At 66.4% G+C, this 18,030-nt stretch carries 16 protein-coding genes; 7 read left to right on the top strand and 9 right to left on the bottom strand.

The window, feature by feature from the left end:
• Nucleotide 1 precedes the first annotated feature (1 nt).
• The gene (locus BDW16_RS06705) at nucleotides 2-1,390 is read right to left on the bottom strand and encodes a TIGR03013 family XrtA/PEP-CTERM system glycosyltransferase (protein ID WP_066579579.1); all 1,389 of its coding nucleotides are present in this window, start codon (nucleotides 1,388-1,390) and stop codon (nucleotides 2-4) included.
• A 161-nt stretch (nucleotides 1,391-1,551) separates the two neighbouring features.
• On the opposite strand from BDW16_RS06705, the gene BDW16_RS06700 reads away from it, so the two are divergent.
• A complete protein-coding gene (locus BDW16_RS06700) occupies nucleotides 1,552-2,610 on the top strand; it encodes a mannose-1-phosphate guanylyltransferase/mannose-6-phosphate isomerase (protein WP_083954341.1) in 1,059 nt (352 codons plus the stop codon).
• A gap of 36 nt (nucleotides 2,611-2,646) precedes the next feature.
• On the opposite strand, the gene BDW16_RS06695 is transcribed toward BDW16_RS06700, so the two are convergent.
• On the bottom strand, nucleotides 2,647-4,251 hold the full coding sequence (locus BDW16_RS06695) for a DUF6311 domain-containing protein (protein WP_066579580.1): 1,605 nt from the start codon (nucleotides 4,249-4,251) through the stop codon (nucleotides 2,647-2,649).
• A gap of 26 nt (nucleotides 4,252-4,277) precedes the next feature.
• Nucleotides 4,278-4,466 carry a hypothetical protein gene (locus BDW16_RS06690; protein WP_066579581.1) on the bottom strand — a complete coding sequence of 63 codons (189 nt, stop codon included), beginning with the start codon at nucleotides 4,464-4,466 and terminating at the stop codon, nucleotides 4,278-4,280.
• Between the two features lie 125 nt (nucleotides 4,467-4,591).
• On the opposite strand from BDW16_RS06690, the gene BDW16_RS06685 reads away from it, so the two are divergent.
• Nucleotides 4,592-6,682 (top strand): TonB-dependent receptor domain-containing protein, encoded by a 2,091-nt coding sequence (locus tag BDW16_RS06685; protein WP_066579582.1) that lies wholly within the window; start codon nucleotides 4,592-4,594, stop codon nucleotides 6,680-6,682.
• Nucleotides 6,683-6,711: 29 nt separating this feature from the next.
• Nucleotides 6,712-7,488, top strand: a complete 777-nt coding sequence (locus tag BDW16_RS06680) for a hypothetical protein (RefSeq protein WP_198585774.1) — start codon at nucleotides 6,712-6,714, stop codon at nucleotides 7,486-7,488.
• On the opposite strand, the gene BDW16_RS06675 is transcribed toward BDW16_RS06680, so the two are convergent.
• The 5 genes from BDW16_RS06675 to groES form a co-directional block, all read right to left on the bottom strand.
• Nucleotides 7,478-8,518, bottom strand: a complete 1,041-nt coding sequence (locus BDW16_RS06675) for a GNAT family N-acetyltransferase (protein ID WP_066579583.1) — start codon at nucleotides 8,516-8,518, stop codon at nucleotides 7,478-7,480. The genes BDW16_RS06680 and BDW16_RS06675 overlap by 11 nt on opposite strands.
• Nucleotides 8,515-9,399, bottom strand: coding sequence for a cupin-like domain-containing protein (locus BDW16_RS06670; RefSeq protein WP_066579586.1), 885 nt, complete (start codon nucleotides 9,397-9,399; stop codon nucleotides 8,515-8,517). Before BDW16_RS06670 ends, BDW16_RS06675 begins: the two co-directional genes overlap by 4 nt.
• Nucleotides 9,396-10,592 carry a GNAT family N-acetyltransferase gene (locus tag BDW16_RS06665; protein ID WP_066579591.1) on the bottom strand — a complete coding sequence of 399 codons (1,197 nt, stop codon included), beginning with the start codon at nucleotides 10,590-10,592 and terminating at the stop codon, nucleotides 9,396-9,398. Before BDW16_RS06665 ends, BDW16_RS06670 begins: the two co-directional genes overlap by 4 nt.
• A gap of 241 nt (nucleotides 10,593-10,833) precedes the next feature.
• Nucleotides 10,834-12,477 (bottom strand): chaperonin GroEL, encoded by a 1,644-nt coding sequence (groL, locus tag BDW16_RS06660; protein ID WP_066579593.1) that lies wholly within the window; start codon nucleotides 12,475-12,477, stop codon nucleotides 10,834-10,836.
• Nucleotides 12,478-12,555: 78 nt separating this feature from the next.
• On the bottom strand, nucleotides 12,556-12,843 hold the full coding sequence (gene groES, locus BDW16_RS06655) for a co-chaperone GroES (protein ID WP_066579595.1): 288 nt from the start codon (nucleotides 12,841-12,843) through the stop codon (nucleotides 12,556-12,558).
• Nucleotides 12,844-13,503: 660 nt separating this feature from the next.
• Between groES and sppA the strand changes: the two genes are divergently transcribed.
• The 3 genes from sppA to BDW16_RS06645 all read left to right on the top strand — a co-directional run bounded on the left by sppA (nucleotide 13,504) and on the right by BDW16_RS06645 (nucleotide 16,411).
• Entirely contained in the window at nucleotides 13,504-15,399 is a 1,896-nt protein-coding gene (gene sppA, locus BDW16_RS06650; protein WP_066579598.1) for a signal peptide peptidase SppA, read from the top strand.
• A complete protein-coding gene (locus BDW16_RS21455; protein WP_066579600.1) occupies nucleotides 15,396-15,953 on the top strand; it encodes a GNAT family N-acetyltransferase in 558 nt (185 codons plus the stop codon). Before sppA ends, BDW16_RS21455 begins: the two co-directional genes overlap by 4 nt.
• Before the next feature lie 71 nt (nucleotides 15,954-16,024).
• Entirely contained in the window at nucleotides 16,025-16,411 is a 387-nt protein-coding gene (locus BDW16_RS06645; RefSeq protein ID WP_125458874.1) for a hypothetical protein, read from the top strand.
• A gap of 20 nt (nucleotides 16,412-16,431) precedes the next feature.
• Here BDW16_RS06645 and BDW16_RS06640 read toward each other — a convergent pair whose 3' ends face one another.
• Nucleotides 16,432-17,064 (bottom strand): trimeric intracellular cation channel family protein, encoded by a 633-nt coding sequence (locus BDW16_RS06640; RefSeq protein ID WP_066579609.1) that lies wholly within the window; start codon nucleotides 17,062-17,064, stop codon nucleotides 16,432-16,434.
• Nucleotides 17,065-17,157: 93 nt separating this feature from the next.
• Between BDW16_RS06640 and BDW16_RS06635 the strand changes: the two genes are divergently transcribed.
• Nucleotides 17,158-18,021, top strand: a complete 864-nt coding sequence (locus tag BDW16_RS06635) for a sterol desaturase family protein (RefSeq protein WP_066579610.1) — start codon at nucleotides 17,158-17,160, stop codon at nucleotides 18,019-18,021.
• Nucleotides 18,022-18,030: the final 9 nt, after the last annotated feature.

Raw genomic sequence — 18,030 nt, 5'->3', positions numbered from 1 at the left:
ATCAGCGCGCGCCGTCCGGGAAGAGCACCACCCGGAGCGTCTGGAGCAGGATCAGCACGTCGAGAAAGGGGGAATAGTTCTTTGCGTAATAGAGGTCATATTCGAGCTTCTGGCGACTGTCCTCGATCGACGCACCATAGGGATAGTTGATCTGCGCCCAGCCGGTGATGCCGGGCTTCACCATGTGCCGCTCGGCATAATAGGGCAGCTTGGCCTCGAGATCCTCGACGAACTGGGGGCGTTCGGGGCGCGGACCGACAAAGCTCATCTCACCCTTCAGCACCGACCAGCATTGCGGCAGCTCGTCGATCCGCACCTTGCGGATGAAGCGGCCGACCCGGGTGATGCGCGGATCGTCCTTCTCGGCCCAGACCGCCTTGCCGCCGACTTCCGCATCGACGCGCATCGAACGCAGCTTGATGATGTCGAAGCCCTGTCCGTAGAGCCCGACGCGGCGCTGGCGATAGAAGGCCGGGCCGCGGCTTTCGAGCTTCACCGCGAGTGCGCCGAGCAGGACCAGCGGTAGGGTGAGGACCAGCAGGATCAGGCTCGCGACGATGTCGAAGAACCGCTTGAACATGCTCGACAGCATCCGGCCCGAGGAGAAGCCGTCGGAGAAGATCAGCCAGCTCGGATTGACCGACTGAAGATCGACGCGTCCCGTCTCGCGCTCGAGGAAGGTCGACGTGTCGTTGACATGGACGCCGGTGGTCTTGATCCGCAGCAGATCCTTGAGCGGCAATGCGTTGCGGCGTTCTTCCAGCGCGAGCACGACTTCGCTGGCGTTGAGCAGCACGACATGATCGGCAAGGTTGTAGATGGCGTCGCGTGCGATCGCTTCGGGAATGGTGCGGTTCGCCTCGCTCATCGCGACATAGCCGACGACGACGAAACCGGCACCCGGTTTCTTGGAAAGCGCCTTGAGCCGCTCGGCCCGCGCGCCGGCGCCGAGCACGACCACCCGGCGCTTGAAGATCTGGCTGCCCAGCGTCTTGCCGAGCAGCAGGCGCAGCAGGAACAGCATCACCGCCGCGGCGAGCATCGCGTAGAGCAGGTTCGAGCGCCAGAAGGTGAGCGCCGGAACGACGAAGAACACGACCGAGAGGAAGATCGTTCCCAGCGACACCGCGACCAGCAGCCGCGCGGCGGCGACCCGGATCGACTGAAGCGAATCCGCGCCATAGACCCCGACCGCGATCATCGCGAGCTCGAGACAAGCGGCGAAGCTGCTCATCTGGAGGATACGGGTGTGGATCGGTTCGACCTTCATCCCGATCTGCCAGGCGCGATAGGCCCAGCCGAACTCGGCCGCGGAGAACAGCAGCACGAGATCGAACAGGGCGAGCAGCAGCACCGCGTTCGGAATATAGTGTTTGAACAGGCGGATCATAGCGCCCCAACCCCTACACCGGAAACTGTAAACAAATCCGACACTGTAAGGACATGTCGGCAAAATTGACGAAAAAAAGCTGAAGACCGGGAAATTCATGTCCCGATAAGTGTTTGGCGGCACGTGCGGGCAAGGCTAGCCTCGCTGGCGAGGAGACCATGATGACCGACCAGAAGCCGATCGTTCCCGTTATCCTCTCCGGCGGATCGGGCATCCGGCTGTGGCCGATGTCCCGGCCCGAAATGCCCAAGCAGATGCTGGCGCTGACTGCCGAGGAAACCATGCTTCAACTGACCGCGCGGCGCACCCCGGCTGGCGATCGCTTTGCTGCGCCGGTGATTGTCGCCAACGCGCTGCACGCGGATATGGTCGAGGAGCAGTTGGGGGCGGTCGAGGCGCGGGCGCAAGCGCTGATCCTGGAGCCGATGGGCCGCAATACCGCCCCGGCAATCGCGCTCGCGGCGCTGGCGGCAGGCGGCGGGAGCGAGCCGCTGCTGGTGATGCCGTCCGACCATGTGATCGGCGACGTCGCTGCCTTCCACGCCGCGATCGACGCGGCGCTCCCCCTCGTCGAGGACGGGTGGCTAGTGACCTTCGGAATCACGCCCGATGCGCCCGAGACGGGCTATGGCTATATCAAGGTCGGCGATGCGATCCGGACGGGGGTGCATAAGGTCGAGCGGTTCGTCGAGAAACCGAAGCGGGATGTGGCGGAGGCGATGATCGCCGCTGGCGGCCACGCCTGGAACGGCGGCATCTTCCTGTTCAGGGCAGACGCCTATCTCGACGCGCTGGGCAGGTTCGCGCCGGATATGCTGGTGGCGGTGCGGGCGGCGATGGCGCGTGCGATCCGTGAAGGGACCCGAATTCTGCCCGATCAGATCGAGTTCGCGAAATCGCCGGCTGAGTCCATCGATTATGCGGTGATGGAGAAGGCCGAGCGCGTCGCCGTGGTGCCCGTGGCGATGGGCTGGTCCGATGTCGGAAGCTGGGACGCGCTGCACGCAATCAGTGACTGTGATGGCGCGGGCAACGCCTTTGGTGGAGAGGTGATCGCGGTCGACACCACCGATTGCCTGGTGCGGGCCGGACCGGGCAAGCGTGTCGCGCTGGTGGGGATATCCGACCTGATCGTGGTTGCCGATGGCGACGACGTCCTCGTCCTGCCGCGCGGGCGCAGCCAGGATGTGAAGCGCATCATCGAGGCGATGAACAAATAGGCGCCGCTGCTCCGCCTCCGCTGAGGTGGTCGCGATTCACGGTTGGAACAGGATCGTGACCCCGTCGAGTGGGCGCACCTGGGTCATCAACGGCGGCGGGATCAGTTCGCCGTCGATCAGGATGTAGAGCCGGCCCGGCACCACCTGTCCCGCGCGGAACACCTCTGTCTCGTTTGCTTGCCGAGCGCTGCTCGCGATCGAGGGGCGGGCGGCGTAGACCGCGCGGACCGGCACTTTCGCCTTCGCTGCGCGCCAGGCAACTTCCTGAAAGACGCCTAGCTCTTTGGTGACGTCGCCCGGGACGAACGCGATGTCCTTTGCCTGCGCGATCAGCCGGTCCCATTCGAGCGAGCGGGTGCGGACATAGAGCGGGCCACCGCGCGCCTCGGCGCTCTGGGCGCGGATCGACAGCGCCATGGGTGTGAGGTCGGCGGTCTGGACGATGGCGAGCGCAGCAAGGATGAGACCGGCACGCCGCGGTTCGAGCCGGAACAGGATACGGATGCCCGCGAAGACCAGAACATAGGCGGCCGGCCAGAACAGCCGGCCCGACGCGCGCACCGCGTCGAGTGCAATCGCGACGCGATCGGGCAGGGCTGTGCGCGGCAGCTGTCGCCCGGCGAAATCGGGATAGGTGCTGATCGCGAGCAAGGTAAGGACGATGAGCGCGGGCAGCAGCCATTTGAGCCGTGCGAGGCTGTCGGGCGCATCCGTGGCGGGGCGTGGCAGTCGGCGGGCGAGGAACGCGGCGAGGGGAAGCAGGATCAGCAGGCCCAGTCCGAGATACTGGAAGCCCTCGAACCCCCGGCCGGGCCGCTGCTCGATGGCCGGAAGAAAGGCTGAATAGGTATCGATCCCGGGGTTCCACAGCGCGTCGAGCGGCATCGCGAAGGCGCCGTAATTGCCCGACGGCCAGTGCGGCTCGAACACGCCGAGGCTCCAGGCGATGGCAAGGACCATGAGCAGGATCGCGGTGCATTCGGCGAAGAGGCGCGGTGCGGCTTTCGGCGACTTCCAGAACCGTTCGAGCATGGCGCTCGCCCAGATCGCGCCGACCATCACCAGCAGATAGCTATGGACGAAGGCGGTGATCGCGACGAGCACCGCCCAGCCCTTGTTCGATCCCGAACGCTGCGGATCCATGAAGCGCCACAATGCCCACAGGATCAGCCAGTGCGCCATCAGGTTCACATGGACAATGCGGTTGAACAGCGTCGGCAGGGCGGCAAGCAGCAGCACGCCGCACCACAAAGCGAGTTCGCTGGGCGCATGGCGGCGAAGCAGTTGCCATGCGAAGAAGAGTTGAAGGAACAGGCAGGCAAGCAGCCACCAGCCGATCACCTGCGCATCGGCCGGGAGCAGGCCGCGGAACGGAAAGACCAGCGCCGACAGGAGCGGGTTGCTGTCCGTGAACAGCAGGCCGGTGCCCTCGGGCGCGTTGAGCAGGCTGGTGCGCACGAAGCCGGGCGCCGGATCGTGCAGCCAGGCGTGAAGCCCCAGTGCGTTCTCGCCATTGTCGCTGCCGCGCAGCAGCCAGGCGACGTTGGAGATGTCGAGAATCTGCCAATGGAAGAAGACGCCGAACAGCGCGAGCGCCAGCACGGCGAGCATCGCGTACGGCGCGGCCTGATCGCGCGTCATGACAGGGTCCCCCTCATTTCTTCCCTTCAAACCACCCTGAGGCCCACCTGGTCCAGTCGCAGCGGGGTCTGATCGCGCGAGATGACGGCGCCCCGGAACCGGGCGGCTTGTTCGAGATCGCAATCGATCGGTGCCGCATCGAGGGGAAGCGCTTCGACATCGCAGCGGGAAAGTGCACGATCGCGGACCAGAAAATCATCGGAAGGCGCGCGCATCGCTCGTTGTTAGCGGGGCTCCGTGCTTTGGGCCAGTGCACCGCCGAAACATCAACTCGGCTATTGCGATATGTTGCATCATATCCTAATCGGGCCGGCATTGGAGTGTGAAAAGGGGTAAATGCGTGCGTCATCATCTTCTCTGTGCCGTGTCGGCGGTCGCGATCCTGCCGGGTGCGGCCTATGCGAACAGCGCTACCAATGCGGCGGGTCAGGCGGGCAGCCACGCCGAGGGCGAGGTGGTCATCACCGCGACCCCGTTGCAGCAAACCGCGGACGAGACCGCGACTCCAGTGATCACGCTGAGCGGTGACGAGCTGGTCCATCGCCGTGCGGCGACGATCGGCGAAACGCTGGCGGGCCAGCCCGGCATCAATTTCGAGAGCTTCGGCGGCGGCGCCAGCCGTCCGGTGATCCGCGGCCAGACCGCGCCGCGCGTCCAGGCGCTGACCGACGGGGTCGGCATCCAGGACGCGTCGGCGATCTCGCCCGACCATAATATCGCGGTCGAGCCGCTGCTGCTGCGGGGTATTGAGGTGCTGCGCGGCCCCGCAACCCTGCTCTATGGCAGCGGCGCGAGCGGCGGCGCGATCAACCTGCTCGACGAGAAGGTGCCAACATCGATCCCCGAGGGCGGGATCACCGGGGCGATCGAGGGCCGGCTGGGCACCGGCGACGACGAGCGTGCGATCGTCGGCGGGGCCACCGCAGGGGTCGGGCCGTTCGCGCTTCGCATCGAGGGCGTGAAGCGCAAGTCAAACGACTATCGCGTGCCCGGCAGTTTCGGCGAGGACCATGTCGTCGGATCGTATAACGACACCGACACGCTGAGCGCGGGCGCGTCGTGGATCGGCGACAACGGCTATCTGGGCGTCGCCTATACCCGCCAGCGCAGCAGCTACGGCCTGCCGGGGCACAACCACGAATATGAGGATTGTCACCCGCATGGCACCAGCCTGCATTGCGGCGGGCATGGCCATGACGATGGCGATCACGACCATGACCATGGGCACGATCACGAGGATCCGCCCCAGGTGAAGCTGCGGAGCGACCGGTTCGACATCCGCAGCGACTGGCGCGATCCATTGCCTGGATTCGAACGGGTGCGCTTCCGTATGTCGTTTACCGACTATGAGCATGACGAGCTGGACGAGGGCGAGGTCGCCACGACCTTCCGCAACAAGGCGACCGACATCAGGCTGGAGCTGGCGCACAAGCCGATCGGCGGGCTGCGTGGCGTATTCGGGGTGCAGCATTGGGAAAGCGACTTCTCCGCCGATGGCGCGGAGGCGTTCCTGATCGACACCACGACCAAGAATACCGCGCTGTTCCTGATGGAATCGCTTCAGCTGGGCCCGGTGCGGCTCGAAGGCGCGGTGCGGCAGGAGTGGCAGGAGGTGAAGTCGCACGTGGCGCGCTATCCCTCGATCAGCCACAGCCCCTTCTCGGCATCGGCCGCGGCGGTATGGAACCTCGACGACAGCCATTCGATCGCGCTGTCCTTTGTCCATGCCGAGCGCGCGCCGTCGGTGCAGGAGCTGTACGCTTATGGCGTCCACCTTGCGACCAACACGTTCGAGATCGGAATGGTTACCGGCAACACGCGGCTGCCGGTCGATGTATCGACGCGCGAGGAGAAGTCGAACTCGGTCAACCTGACGCTGCGCAAGACCAAGGGCGCGGCGACCTTCACCATCGGCGCGTATCATCAGGACTTCGCCAACTATATCTATGGCGACACGATCGACCAGTTCGAGGACTTCCGCCTGATCCGCTATGTCGGGCGCGGCGCGACCTTCACCGGGATCGACGGCGAGGTGCGCTATGAATTCAGCCCGCAATTCGCCGCGTCGCTGTTCGGCGATTATGTCCGCGCCAAGTTCAAGGACGGGCAGGGCAATCTGCCGCGTATCCCCGCCGGGCGGCTGGGCGCACGCGCCGACGCGCATGTCGGCCCCTTCACGGCGGACGCCGAATATTATCATGTGTTCGAGCAAGGGAAGGTCGCGTCGTACGAGACCACGACCCCGGGCTACGACATGGTCAATGCGACGGTCGCCTACAAGCTGGAGCTGGGTGCCAACCGCAGCGCCGAACTGTTCGTGCGCGGGACCAACCTGACCAACGAACTGGCGTTCAATCACGCGTCCTTCATCAAGAATGCGGCGCCGCTGCGCGGGCGGAACATCGTGTTCGGGCTGCGGGCGGCGTTCTGAGCGGGCGCCTCTCCGCCCGGGCAGGGGCAGTGCGGACGCGACAGCCGTCCGCACTGTTCCGGCATATCGAGGCGCTCCAGGGCGAGCGGCCCTGGGGCGCCTTGCTCGACGCCGGGACGGGCACCAATTCGATCCAGTGGGTGACGTCGATCCAGACCGAGCGCTGGGTCGCGGTGAGCGGCGCGGTCGGGCATGCGGCGCAGGTCCGCGACGTGGCCGAGTCGGTTCGGCGCCCCGAGGACCGAATCATCGTCGGCAATTGGGCCGACCCGCAGCTGTTGGCCGGAGAGCGGTTCGACACCGTGCTCGCCGATTACCTGATCGGCGCGATCGAGGGGTTTGCGCCCTATTTCCAGGAGCGGATGTTCGCTCGGCTGCATGGCGTGACGGCGGGGCGGCTCTATCTGGTCGGGCTGGAACCCTATGTCAGCCGCGATCCGGGGACCGAGGCGGGTCGGATCATCTGGGAGATCGGGCGGTATCGCGACGCCTGCCTGCTGCTGTCCGGCGAGCGGCCCTATCGCGAGTTTCCGCTCGAATGGTTGGTGGAGCGAATGGAGACGAACGGCTGGCGGGTGATCGACGTGGCACGTTTCCCGATCCGGTACGGCGCTCGCTTCGTGAACAGCCAGATCGACATGTGCCTCCGCCGGCTTGAGGCGATGCCCGACCGGGCGCTGGCGGCGGCGTTGCAGGCCCAGGGTGAGGCCATTCGCGAGCGGGCGTTAGCGGCGGACGCGCGCCTTGACGGGCTGCGTCACGGATTTGACTATACAATTGCGGCGGAGCCGATCCCTAGCCCGTGATCCGGCGGAGCGCGGCGCGGGCGGCGCGGCTTACACCCTGAGAGAGGCCGCCGACACTGCGAAGGTTGAACAGGCGCAGGCGGAAGCGCTCGCGCCGAGTGTCCATCCACTCGGCCTTGTATGGCTCGTTGCCATTGCCATAATCGATCATCGCCGGACGATCCCGATCGAGGACATGGCGGAACATTGCCACGGACAGCAGCGTGCCCGGTGAATGCTCGCGTTCGCTTTCAAGATAGGCGAGCTTGTGGATCGTGGCGTGGCCGTTCTCGACCGTCCAGAATTGAGCAGCGACCGGAACGCCGTCGCGCCGCGCGATGCCGAGGCGAAGCGTGCCCGCCGCTCCTTCTGCTGCCGCGGCGGCGCGGAGGAAGTCGGGAGCTCCTTCGTCCGGCTTCCAGCTCTGCGCATAGACTGTCTCGTACGCATCCCACGCGGCATCGTCGAAGCGATCGAGCACGTCGGTGGTGAAGGGCGAGTTCTTTGTCCGGCGGCGAACGGTGTTGCGCAGTTTCGACGGGCGATTGGCCCAATAGGCGTCGAAATCGAGGCCGGCGGTCTCGGCGACCCAGTTGGCGGTCTCGAACTGAAGACGCGGCAGCCAGCCTTGCGCCCGGAACGCCGCCTGAAGCTCGGCGGCGACATCGGCTTCTAGCGGCCAGAGGCTGAGCGTATCGAAGCGGCGGCGAAGGATGCGGGCGATCTCGCCGAGCAGGCGGGCGCGGGTGTCCGGATCGGTGCCCGGCGTGAAGAGCGGTGCGAAAGCGAGCGTGTACCAGCTCGCCAAGCCGCGGCCGTGCCCACCGCCGCAGTCACGCAGTGGCAGCCAGGCAGTGGCATCGCCCTCGCGCACGCTGGCGATGGCGAGCGGATCGCTGGGATAGATGTGCGCATGGGTGAGCGCGAGCCAATCGTGGCGGTCGTAGAAGCCCGGCTGCGCGGCCCTGGACGCGGCACGCGCGATACCGTCGAGCGACTCATGGAGGCGCGCGGCGTCGTGGCTGGCGGCCAGGGGTAGGGGGGCGGTCATTGCGGGTCGGGATTTCCTGCTAGCCGTCGCGCCTTGGCGATGGCGCGCCAGGCATAGGCCTTGAGCATGTTCTGGCGCGGATAGCGCGCAGGCATGGCGGGGCTGAGGCCCGCGCCGCGCAGCAGGCGGTTGAAGGCGTGGGCGTCGGCCTCGCGGTAGCTCCATTCGGAGCGCCAGGTGACCGACAGCGAGACCGAGGTGGCAGCGCCGTTCTGTACCCAGTGCGGCGCCTTGACCGGAACATAGAGGCCTTCCCCGGGCGTGAGCGGGATCGGCTGACCCTTGGGCAGGAAGGCGTCGCGATAGGGCAGGTTGCGGTGGGCACCGCGATGGAATTCCTCCTGCAGCGCGCCGGGGGTCAGCTCGGGATCGGCGGCGGGGAAGAGCGTCATCGTCTTCTCACCCCGCAGCTGGAGCAGGATGTTGTGCTCCGGGTCCATGTGGAAGGGCGTGACCGCGCCGGGCGAGGAGACGAAGACGAACGCTTCGCGCTTGATCATCGCGCCGGTGCGGGCCGCCACCACCGGCTGAAGCTCGTCGAGGATCTCGTCGAGGAGCTGGCGATAGACAGCATCCTGCTCGATGAACTTGAGCACCATCCACGAGCCGTTCTGCTCGATCGAACGGATCGAGTCGGCGACCGACAGGCCGTTATGCTGCACCGTGGACGGATCGACCTCGATCGGGAGGTTGGCGAGATTCTGTTCGACATCGACCGGGCGGATGCGCTGCGAGAGTTCGACCAGCGCCTCAAGTTCGAACAGCTTATGGCCGGTGAGGGCGTGGGCGATCTTGCCCGGCTGCTCGGGATAGAGAGTGGCGAAACGCGCGCGGGCGTCGGTGTCGAACACAGTTGCCGGCGCGAGGCGGGTAGCGGTCATTCTTCGGTCTCCGGAGGCGCTTGCGGGCGCGTGCGGCGGTTGCGGATGGCTTGCGCGGCGCGCTCGACGGCGCGGGCGACACGGAAGAGGGTGCGGCTGCGCCAGCCGGAGAGCGGCAGGGTGACGCGGACGATGGCACGGCGCTCGCCCCACAGGCTGTCGATCATCGGGTGGTCGGCGGCGGCGCAGCTGTCCATCCAGGCGATGGCGGGATTGTCGAGAATAGCGAGATTCTCGAGCTGGATCAGCACGCCGGGGGAGTAGCGGGAAAATGCCTCGTCGAACGCGGTCTTGAACGAGAAGGAGCCGGGGGCGGTGAGGAAGTTGACCAGCATCGCCAGCGGCTCGCCGTCAAGGTCGAGGCGGAGGAGTTCGAGCTGGCCAGCGTCGAACGCGCCGGTGAGCGCGTCGCGGAAGAAGGCGGCGGTGTGCGGCTCGCTGGCGAGCGCCGAACCCGCGCGACCCTTCCAGCCGGATTTTTCCAGCGCGAGATAGGTGTCGATCCAGGCGGGGAGGTCGGCGCGACCGGTGAGCCGCGTGGTGGTGACGCTGCCCAATTCGGCGAGGCGCGACTGGAGGCGCTTGATCTCCTTGCGCTTCTTCTTGCGCACCGTGGCTTCGTAATAGGCGGTGGGCGACAGGTCGCTCTGGAGCAGTGCGCGCTCGATCCGGTGGACGGTGTCGCAGGGGCGGTTCGCGGCGGCGAGCAGGGCGCGGTGGACCGGGCCGTCCTCGACCAGCCCGGTGAGGTGCAGCAGACCGCGCGACTGCGGATCGGTGTCGAGCGCGGCGAGGATCGCGGTCCAGCCGGCGGCCTCATGGCCATGGCGGAGCAGCGGGCCGCCGAGGAAGCAGTGATAATGGAGCCAGTTCTCGACATGTGCGATCGGCAGGCGACCGTAGCGCGTTTCCATGGTGAGCGGGAGCAGACCGATGAGTTGCTCGTCGGCGCGGACGGCGAGCAGGCGGCCCTGGCGGGGGGGAAGATGCGCGGTGCCCGCGGTGACGAACCAGCGTTCCATGAAGGCATTGGGTTCGGAGGCGTTCGCGGCGAGATCGTCCCACTCGGCGGCAAGGGCGGGGTCGGTCAGGCCGAGCGGAAGGAAATCGGCGGACAGCGCGGCTGGCGCGAGGTGCAGCGTGGACGCCGCCTCACGGACAATCGATCGATCAATGGCCTTCGCCGCGTTCATGGCCGTTCCCGTCCCCCTATGCCACGGGTTAGCGGGCAAGCGTTAAATTTCGGAAAGCAGACAAGAAGAAAGGGCCGGCGGATCGCTCCGCCGGCCCTTTGCTTTTGGTCCAGCCGGTAGGCCGGGTCGTCTGGATCCGGTCCCGGCAAAGCCGGGACTCGTCGGTCGGGCTCGCTGCGCGACCCGCCGTCCGGATCGGAACGAGGCCTGGATTAGCGCGGCTAATCCAGGCCGTTCTCGATCAGAAATCCATGCCGCCCATGCCGCCCATGCCGCCGCCGCCCATGGGCAGAGCCGGCTTGTCTTCCGGCAGCTCGCTCACCGCCGCTTCGGTGGTGATGAGCAGGCCGGCGACCGACGCCGCGTTCTGCAGCGCGGTGCGGACGACCTTGGTCGGATCGATCACGCCGGCAGCCACGAGGTTCTCGTAGGTGTCGGTCGCGGCGTTGAAGCCGAACGAGGTGTCGGTCTGGTCGAGCAGCTTGCCCGAGACGACCGCGCCGTCATGGCCCGCGTTGCTGGCGATCTGGCGAACCAGCGCGGTCAGCGACTTGCGGACGATGTCCACGCCGCGGGTCTGGTCTTCGTTGGCGCCTTCCAGGCCTTCGATCGACTTGGTCGCATAGAGCAGCGCGGTGCCGCCACCGGGGACGATGCCTTCTTCGACCGCAGCGCGGGTCGCGTGCAGCGCGTCGTCGACGCGGTCCTTGCGCTCCTTCACCTCGACTTCCGAAGCGCCGCCGACCTTGATCACGGCCACGCCGCCGGCGAGCTTAGCGAGACGCTCCTGGAGCTTCTCACGGTCGTAATCGCTGGTGGTGACTTCGATCTGCTGACGGATCGCATCGGTGCGGCCCTTGATCGCATCGGCTTCACCCGCACCGTCGACGATGGTGGTGTTGTCCTTGTCGATCGTGACGCGCTTGGCGGTGCCGAGCATGCCGAGCGTGACGCTCTCGAGCTTGATGCCGAGGTCTTCGCTGATGACTTCGCCCTTGGTCAGGATCGCGATGTCCTCGAGCATCGCCTTGCGGCGATCGCCGAAGCCCGGCGCCTTGACGGCTGCGACCTTGAGGCCGCCGCGCAGCTTGTTGACGACGAGCGTGGCCAGTGCCTCACCCTCGATGTCCTCGGCGATGATCAGCAGCGGACGGCCCGACTGCACAACCGCCTCGAGGATCGGCAGCATCGCCTGGAGCGACGACAGCTTCTTCTCGTGGATCAGGATGTACGGATCGGCCAGCTCGACGGCCATCTTTTCCGGGTTGGTGATGAAGTAGGGCGACAGATAGCCGCGGTCGAACTGCATGCCCTCGACGACGTCGAGCTCGAATTCGAGACCCTTCGCCTCTTCGACGGTGATCACGCCTTCCTTGCCGACCTTCTCCATGGCCTCGGCGATCTTCTCGCCGACTTCACGGTCGCCGTTCGCCGAGATGATGCCGACCTGGGCGATCTCGTTCGAACCGGCAACGGCCTTCGAGCGCGACTGAAGGTCAGCGACCACCTTGCCGACGGCGAGGTCGATACCGCGCTTCAGGTCCATCGGGTTCATGCCGGCCGCGACCGACTTCATGCCCTCGCGCACGATCGCCTGGGCGAGAACGGTCGCGGTGGTGGTGCCGTCACCGGCAACGTCGTTGGTCTTCGAGGCCACTTCGCGCACCATCTGGGCGCCCATGTTCTCGAACTTGTCCTTGAGTTCGATTTCCTTCGCAACCGACACACCGTCCTTGGTGATGCGCGGCGCGCCGAAGCTCTTGTCGATGACGACGTTGCGGCCCTTCGGCCCCAGCGTGACCTTCACCGCGTCGGCGAGGATGTCGACGCCGCGCAGGATGCGCTCACGTGCGTCGCGACCGAATTTTACGTCCTTGGCTGCCATGGTGGCTACCCTTTCAAAATCTGGAAAGTCTCAAAGGTCACACTGCCGCGCCTGTGCGAGGCGGTGCGGTGAATGAGGTCAGGCGATGATCCCGAGGATATCGCTTTCCTTCATGATCAGCAGGTCTTCGCCGTTGACCTTGACCTCGGTGCCCGACCACTTGCCGAACAGGATGCGGTCGCCGGCCTTGACGTCGAGCGGGGTCACTTCGCCCTTCTCGTTCTTGGCGCCCGAACCGGCGGCGACGACTTCGCCTTCCTGCGGCTTTTCCTGGGCGGTGTCGGGGATGATGATGCCGCCGGCGGTCTTGGCCTCGGCCTCGACGCGACGAACGAGCACGCGGTCGTGCAGCGGACGAAAGTTCATGGAGCTCTCCTGAACAGTGGTTGAAATTGTTGGCACTCCCCTGAAGCGAGTGCCAGCGCCCGGCATATGGATGCGGGGTCGGGCATCGTCAACCGCGGGGGCGGCGAGTCCGCAAAAGAATCCGGCGAGCCGGGGAACCTTTCGGCTGGCAGTAAACGGTAAGTATGATCGAAATAGAGATTTGAGTAACTACAAATCATCTCAATGTCGTGGAACCCTATGTCTTGAATGGAATTCTGTAGAATTGTCGATGCGTGAAAGTATCGATTGCAAGGGGCCGGGGTGCTCGGCGAACTGGCAGTGCGGCCGGTGAAGGGCAGGGTGTTCGCGGCGAGCGTTCGATCAGGATTGGCGGATTTCGGCGATGTGGAAGCTGTCGCTTCAAGGGCGGGAGACTCGCTGCATCATCCCCTCTTCCTCGTCATCCGGGCCTTGTTCCGGGATCCACGGCGCCTCGCCGGCGGGCTTGAGCCTTTGGTCCATGCGCTGCCTCCCGGTGGATCCCGGTACAAGGCCGGGATGACGGCAGGTGTGCGCCGGCCCTTCCGAGGACGCCGGGCAATGTCCCTGTATTGCGTCCTTAACACAGTCTCGTTATCGCTTGCTCCAAAGCCTTACCTGTGCGTCAAGGGACGCGGGGCATCCTGAGGAGCTGAGAACGTGAAACTGGTACGCGGCGCATGGAAGCTGCTGGTCGGGATCAAGGACGGACTGGTCCTGCTCTTCATGCTGCTGTTCTTCATCGGCCTGTTTGCGATACTCTCGGCACGGCCCAATCCGGCGGCGGTCAAGGACGGCGCGCTGGTGCTCAACATCGACGGGATGATCGTCGAACAGCCTTCCGAAGCCGATCCCTTTGCGGCGCTGGGTGGCGGCGAGACGATCCGCGAGCATCGCTTGCGCGATCTGGTCCGCGCGCTCGACGCCGCGAAGACCGACGCCCGCGTCAAGGCGGTGGTCCTCGATCTCGACCGGTTCATGGGCGGCTATCCGGCGGCGGTGGCCGAGGTGGGGCAGGCGATCGCGCGGGTGCGCGCGGCCGGAAAACCGGTACTTGCCTATGCCACCGGCTATACCGACAGCAGCTATCTGCTCGCCGCAAATGCCAGCGAAATCTGGGTCGACCCGATGGGCGGCATGCTGTTCAGCGGTCCGGGCGGCTCGCGCCTCTATTACAAGGGACTGATCGACAAGCTCGGCGTCACCACGCACGTCTACAAGGTCGGCAAGTTCAAGTCGGCGGTCGAACCCTATATCCTGACCGGCCAGTCGCCCGAGGCGAAGGCGGCGAACGAAGCGCTCTATGGCACGATCTTCGGCCAGTGGCAGGAAGCGGTGAAGAAGGCGCGGCCCAAGGCGCAGATCGCGCAGACGATCGCCCAGCCCGACGTGGTCGTCGCGGCCGCGAACGGCGATATCGCCAAGGCCAATTTGAATGCGGGGCTGGTCGACAAGCTCGGCGACCGGCTGGCGTTCGGCAAGCGCGTCGCCGAGATTGCGGGCTCGGACGCGAACAAGCCCGCAGGCAATTACAAGGCGATCAAGCTCGCCAACTGGCTGGAAGCCAATCCGGCGAAGAAGGATGGCGACGCGATCGGCGTTATCACCGTCGCGGGCGAGATCATCGACGGCAAGGCCGGGCCGGGCACCGCGGGCGGCGACACCGTCTCGGCGCTGCTGCTCAAGGGATTGGCCGAGAAGAAGCTGAAGGCGCTGGTGGTGCGGGTCGATTCGCCGGGCGGTTCGGCGCTGGCCTCCGAGCGGATCCGCCAGGCGATCCTGCAGGCCAAGGCGCAGAAGCTGCCGGTCGTCGTATCGATGGGCAGCCTGGCCGCCTCGGGCGGCTACTGGGTCTCGACCCCGGGCGACGTGATCTTCGCCGAGCCGAACACGATCACCGGATCGATCGGCATCTTCGGCATCATCCCGACCTTCGAGAACACGCTCGCCAAGATCGGCGTGACCAGCGACGGGGTGAAGACCACCCCGCTGACCGGCCAGCCGGACCTCTATGCGGGTACCAACGAGGTGATCGACGGCGTGCTGCAGTCGGCGATCGAGCAGGGCTATGGCCGCTTCATCGGACTGGTCGCACAGTCGCGCAAGCTGACCCCGCAGCGGGTGGACGAGATCGGCCAGGGCCGCGTCTGGGACGGCGGCACCGCGCGCCAGCTCGGGCTGGTCGACCGGTTCGGCAACCTGGGCGACGCGGTCGCCGAAGCGGCGAAGCGCGCCAAGCTGGACCCGGCCAAGGTGCACGCGCTCTATCTGGAGAAGGAGCCGAGCTGGTTCGAGCAGCTCGTCGCCGGTTTCGCGATGAGCGGCGGCGACGAGGAAGAGGAAGCCACGCCCGAGAGCGGCGGCGACATCTATGCCCGTATCGCGGCCGAGCGGCGTGCGGTGTTCGGCCAGGCGCTGGGAGACGCCAAGCGGCTGGCGATGGGATCGTCGATGCAGGCACGCTGCCTGGAGTGCGGGGCGTTCGGTCCGGCCGCGACGACGATGCGGGCGGACGCCAGGCTGATCGACCTCATTCTTGCGAGGGTCGGCCTGTGATCCAGCTTCGCGCAGCCGAGCCGGGCGACGCCGCGGCGATCGCCGCCATCTATGCGCCCTATGTGCTGACCGGTACGGTGAGCTTCGAGTTCGATCCCCCCGATGCGCGTCAGATGCGCAGCCGGATGGAGGCGTCGGACGGGCTGCTGCCGTGGATCGTCGCGACCAACGGCGAGGGCAAGGGCGTGCTGGGCTATGCCTATGCGACGCGCTTCCGCGAGCGGGCGGCGTACCGTTATGTCGTCGAGACGTCGGTCTATGTCGCGGGGGCCGTGCAGGGGCAGGGGATCGGTAGGCTGCTGTATGAGGCGCTGATCGATACGTTGCGCGCGCAGGGCTTTACCCAGGCGATCGCGGTGATTTCGCTGCCCAACGACAGTTCGATCCGCAACCACGAGCAGGTCGGCTTCCGCCGCGCCGGACAGCTGCGCGAGATCGGATTCAAGGAAGGCCGCTGGGTCGATATCGGCATCTGGCAGTGCGAGCTCAACAATGCGGTGACCCCGCCGGTCGAGCCCAAGCCCTTCAGCGAAACCGGCGTGGTTCGCGTCTAGGCAGAGAATCGTCATATTATTGACGCGTCGAGAATGACCTGGCGGCGGCTTTGCGTTAGAGCGCGGCCGTCATGTCCGCTCCGTTGACGCACAGACTTGAGGTGGATCGCCCGCGCAAGCTGGTGATCCTCGAGATTCGCGAGATGCTGGGCCCAGAGGATGCGGCCTGGGTTGGCGAGGAACTGCGTGCCGCGGTCCGATCGTTCGGGGACGCGGTGGGCCAGCATGTCACGCTCTATGACGGGAGCGCGGTTCCCAGCCTTCCGACCGCGACGATCGACATGCTCCGGCAGACGTTCGACAATCCGGCGGTGCGCGCGATCTGGGCGCGCAAGGTCGCGTTCGTGGTGAAGACCGCGACCGGGCGGATGCAGGTCAAGCGGCTGCAGCAGGTGCGGCCCGATTTCGGCCTGTTCGACGACCGCGACGCAGCGATCGCCTGGCTGATGGAGCCCTGAAGGGCCGGTCCTGCAACCCGTCAGCGCTTGCCGCGATAGGCCGGCAGCTTGATCTTCCAGGCAATGGCGGCGGCGCGGAGCGCGAAGCCGGCGACGGCGGCGATCACCGCAGCGACCAGCAGCGGCAGCCCGGCGAGCATCAGCAGCACATAGAGGCACGAGGCGAGCGCCGCGGCGGTGACGTACAGCTCCGGACGCATCAGGATCGAAGGCTCGCCCGCCAGCACGTCGCGGATGATGCCGCCGCAGCAGGCGGTGAGCACGCCCATCAGCGCGGCGGGAACCGGCGGGATGCCGAAGCTGACCGACTTGGCGGCGCCGAATACTGCATAAGCGGCGAGGCCGAGCGCATCGAGCCAGTCGAGCGCTGCGCCATGCCACCATCTCTGGGGCGTCACCCAGATCAGCAGCGCAACGCCGAGGCAGAGCGCGGAAACGAAAGGGTGATGGACCCACCAGACCGGCGCGCCGATCAGAAGGTCGCGGATCGTGCCGCCCCCGACCCCGGTGATGAGCGCGAAGAAGGCGGCGGTGACCAGCGTCTGCCCGTGGCGCGCGGCCGCCAGCGCGCCGGTGGCGGCGAACAGGGCGATGCCGAGCAGGTCGAGCAGCGGCAGCACGGTGCCGAGCTGGGCAAGGGCGGGCGGTGTCATCCGTTCCCTGTCTCATTGCCCGGGCGGCGGATCAATCCCGGGCGTGCCCGGCATTTACCCGGGATTCGTCTTTGCCTGCCTAAGTGCGGAGCAATGGACGTCCCTGCCCTCCTCGACGATCTGAAGCACCACTATATCGCCTGGGGCGTGGTGTTCGGCATCCTCACCTGTTTCGAGGTGCTCAATCCGCGTGAGGATCACCGGCTTCGGGCCCGGCTGCTGGGCACCGGTTTCTGGACGGTGTCGTTGCTGATTTCCTTCGTGGCGATGGTGATGCTCGCACTGGCCTGGCAGAAACTGGGCGTGCGGCCGCTGTTCACGATCCCCAGCGTGCTGGCAGTCGTCGGCGGGCCGGTGATCGGCGGGATTCTCGCTGCGCTGATCGCGGCGGTCGTGCACGACTTCTTCTTTTACTGGTTCCATCGCATCCAGCATCGCTGGCTGTGGCGCTGGCACGCCGTGCATCATTCGATCGAAGAGCTGAACGCGGTGAATAGCTATCACCACCCCAGCGAGGCGATGTTGTCGCTGATCATCCTGCAGATTCCGATGTCGTTGCTGATCGGGACGCACAGCCCGGTCTCTCCGTTCGTCAATCTGGTGCTGTGGAGCCACATCGTGTGGATCCATTCGCCGACGCGGATCACGCTCGGGCCGCTCCGCGCGCTGATCGTAGACAACCGCTTCCACCGCATCCATCATTCGATGGAGGAGCGGCATTTCGACAAGAATTTCGGCGCCTTCACCACGCTCTGGGACCGGCTGTTCGGGACGTGCCACATGCCCGGCCGCGACGAATGGCCGGTGGTAGGAATCGCGGAGGCGCGGCAGCCGGGCGGCTTTGGGGATTGGGTGCGGATGCCCTGGCGCCTCGGCGAGGTCCCGGCGGCGCCGGCCGAGGCCGACGCGGCGGTTCTGCCGGGCACGGTCGCCGAAGGACGAGCGGCGCTCATCTAGGCCGTTCGG

Source organism: Sphingomonas koreensis (assembly GCF_002797435.1).
Taxonomy (GTDB): domain Bacteria; phylum Pseudomonadota; class Alphaproteobacteria; order Sphingomonadales; family Sphingomonadaceae; genus Sphingomonas; species Sphingomonas koreensis.
Note: the sequence above shows the minus strand (reverse complement) of the source record. Positions and strands in the feature narration are given on the sequence as shown.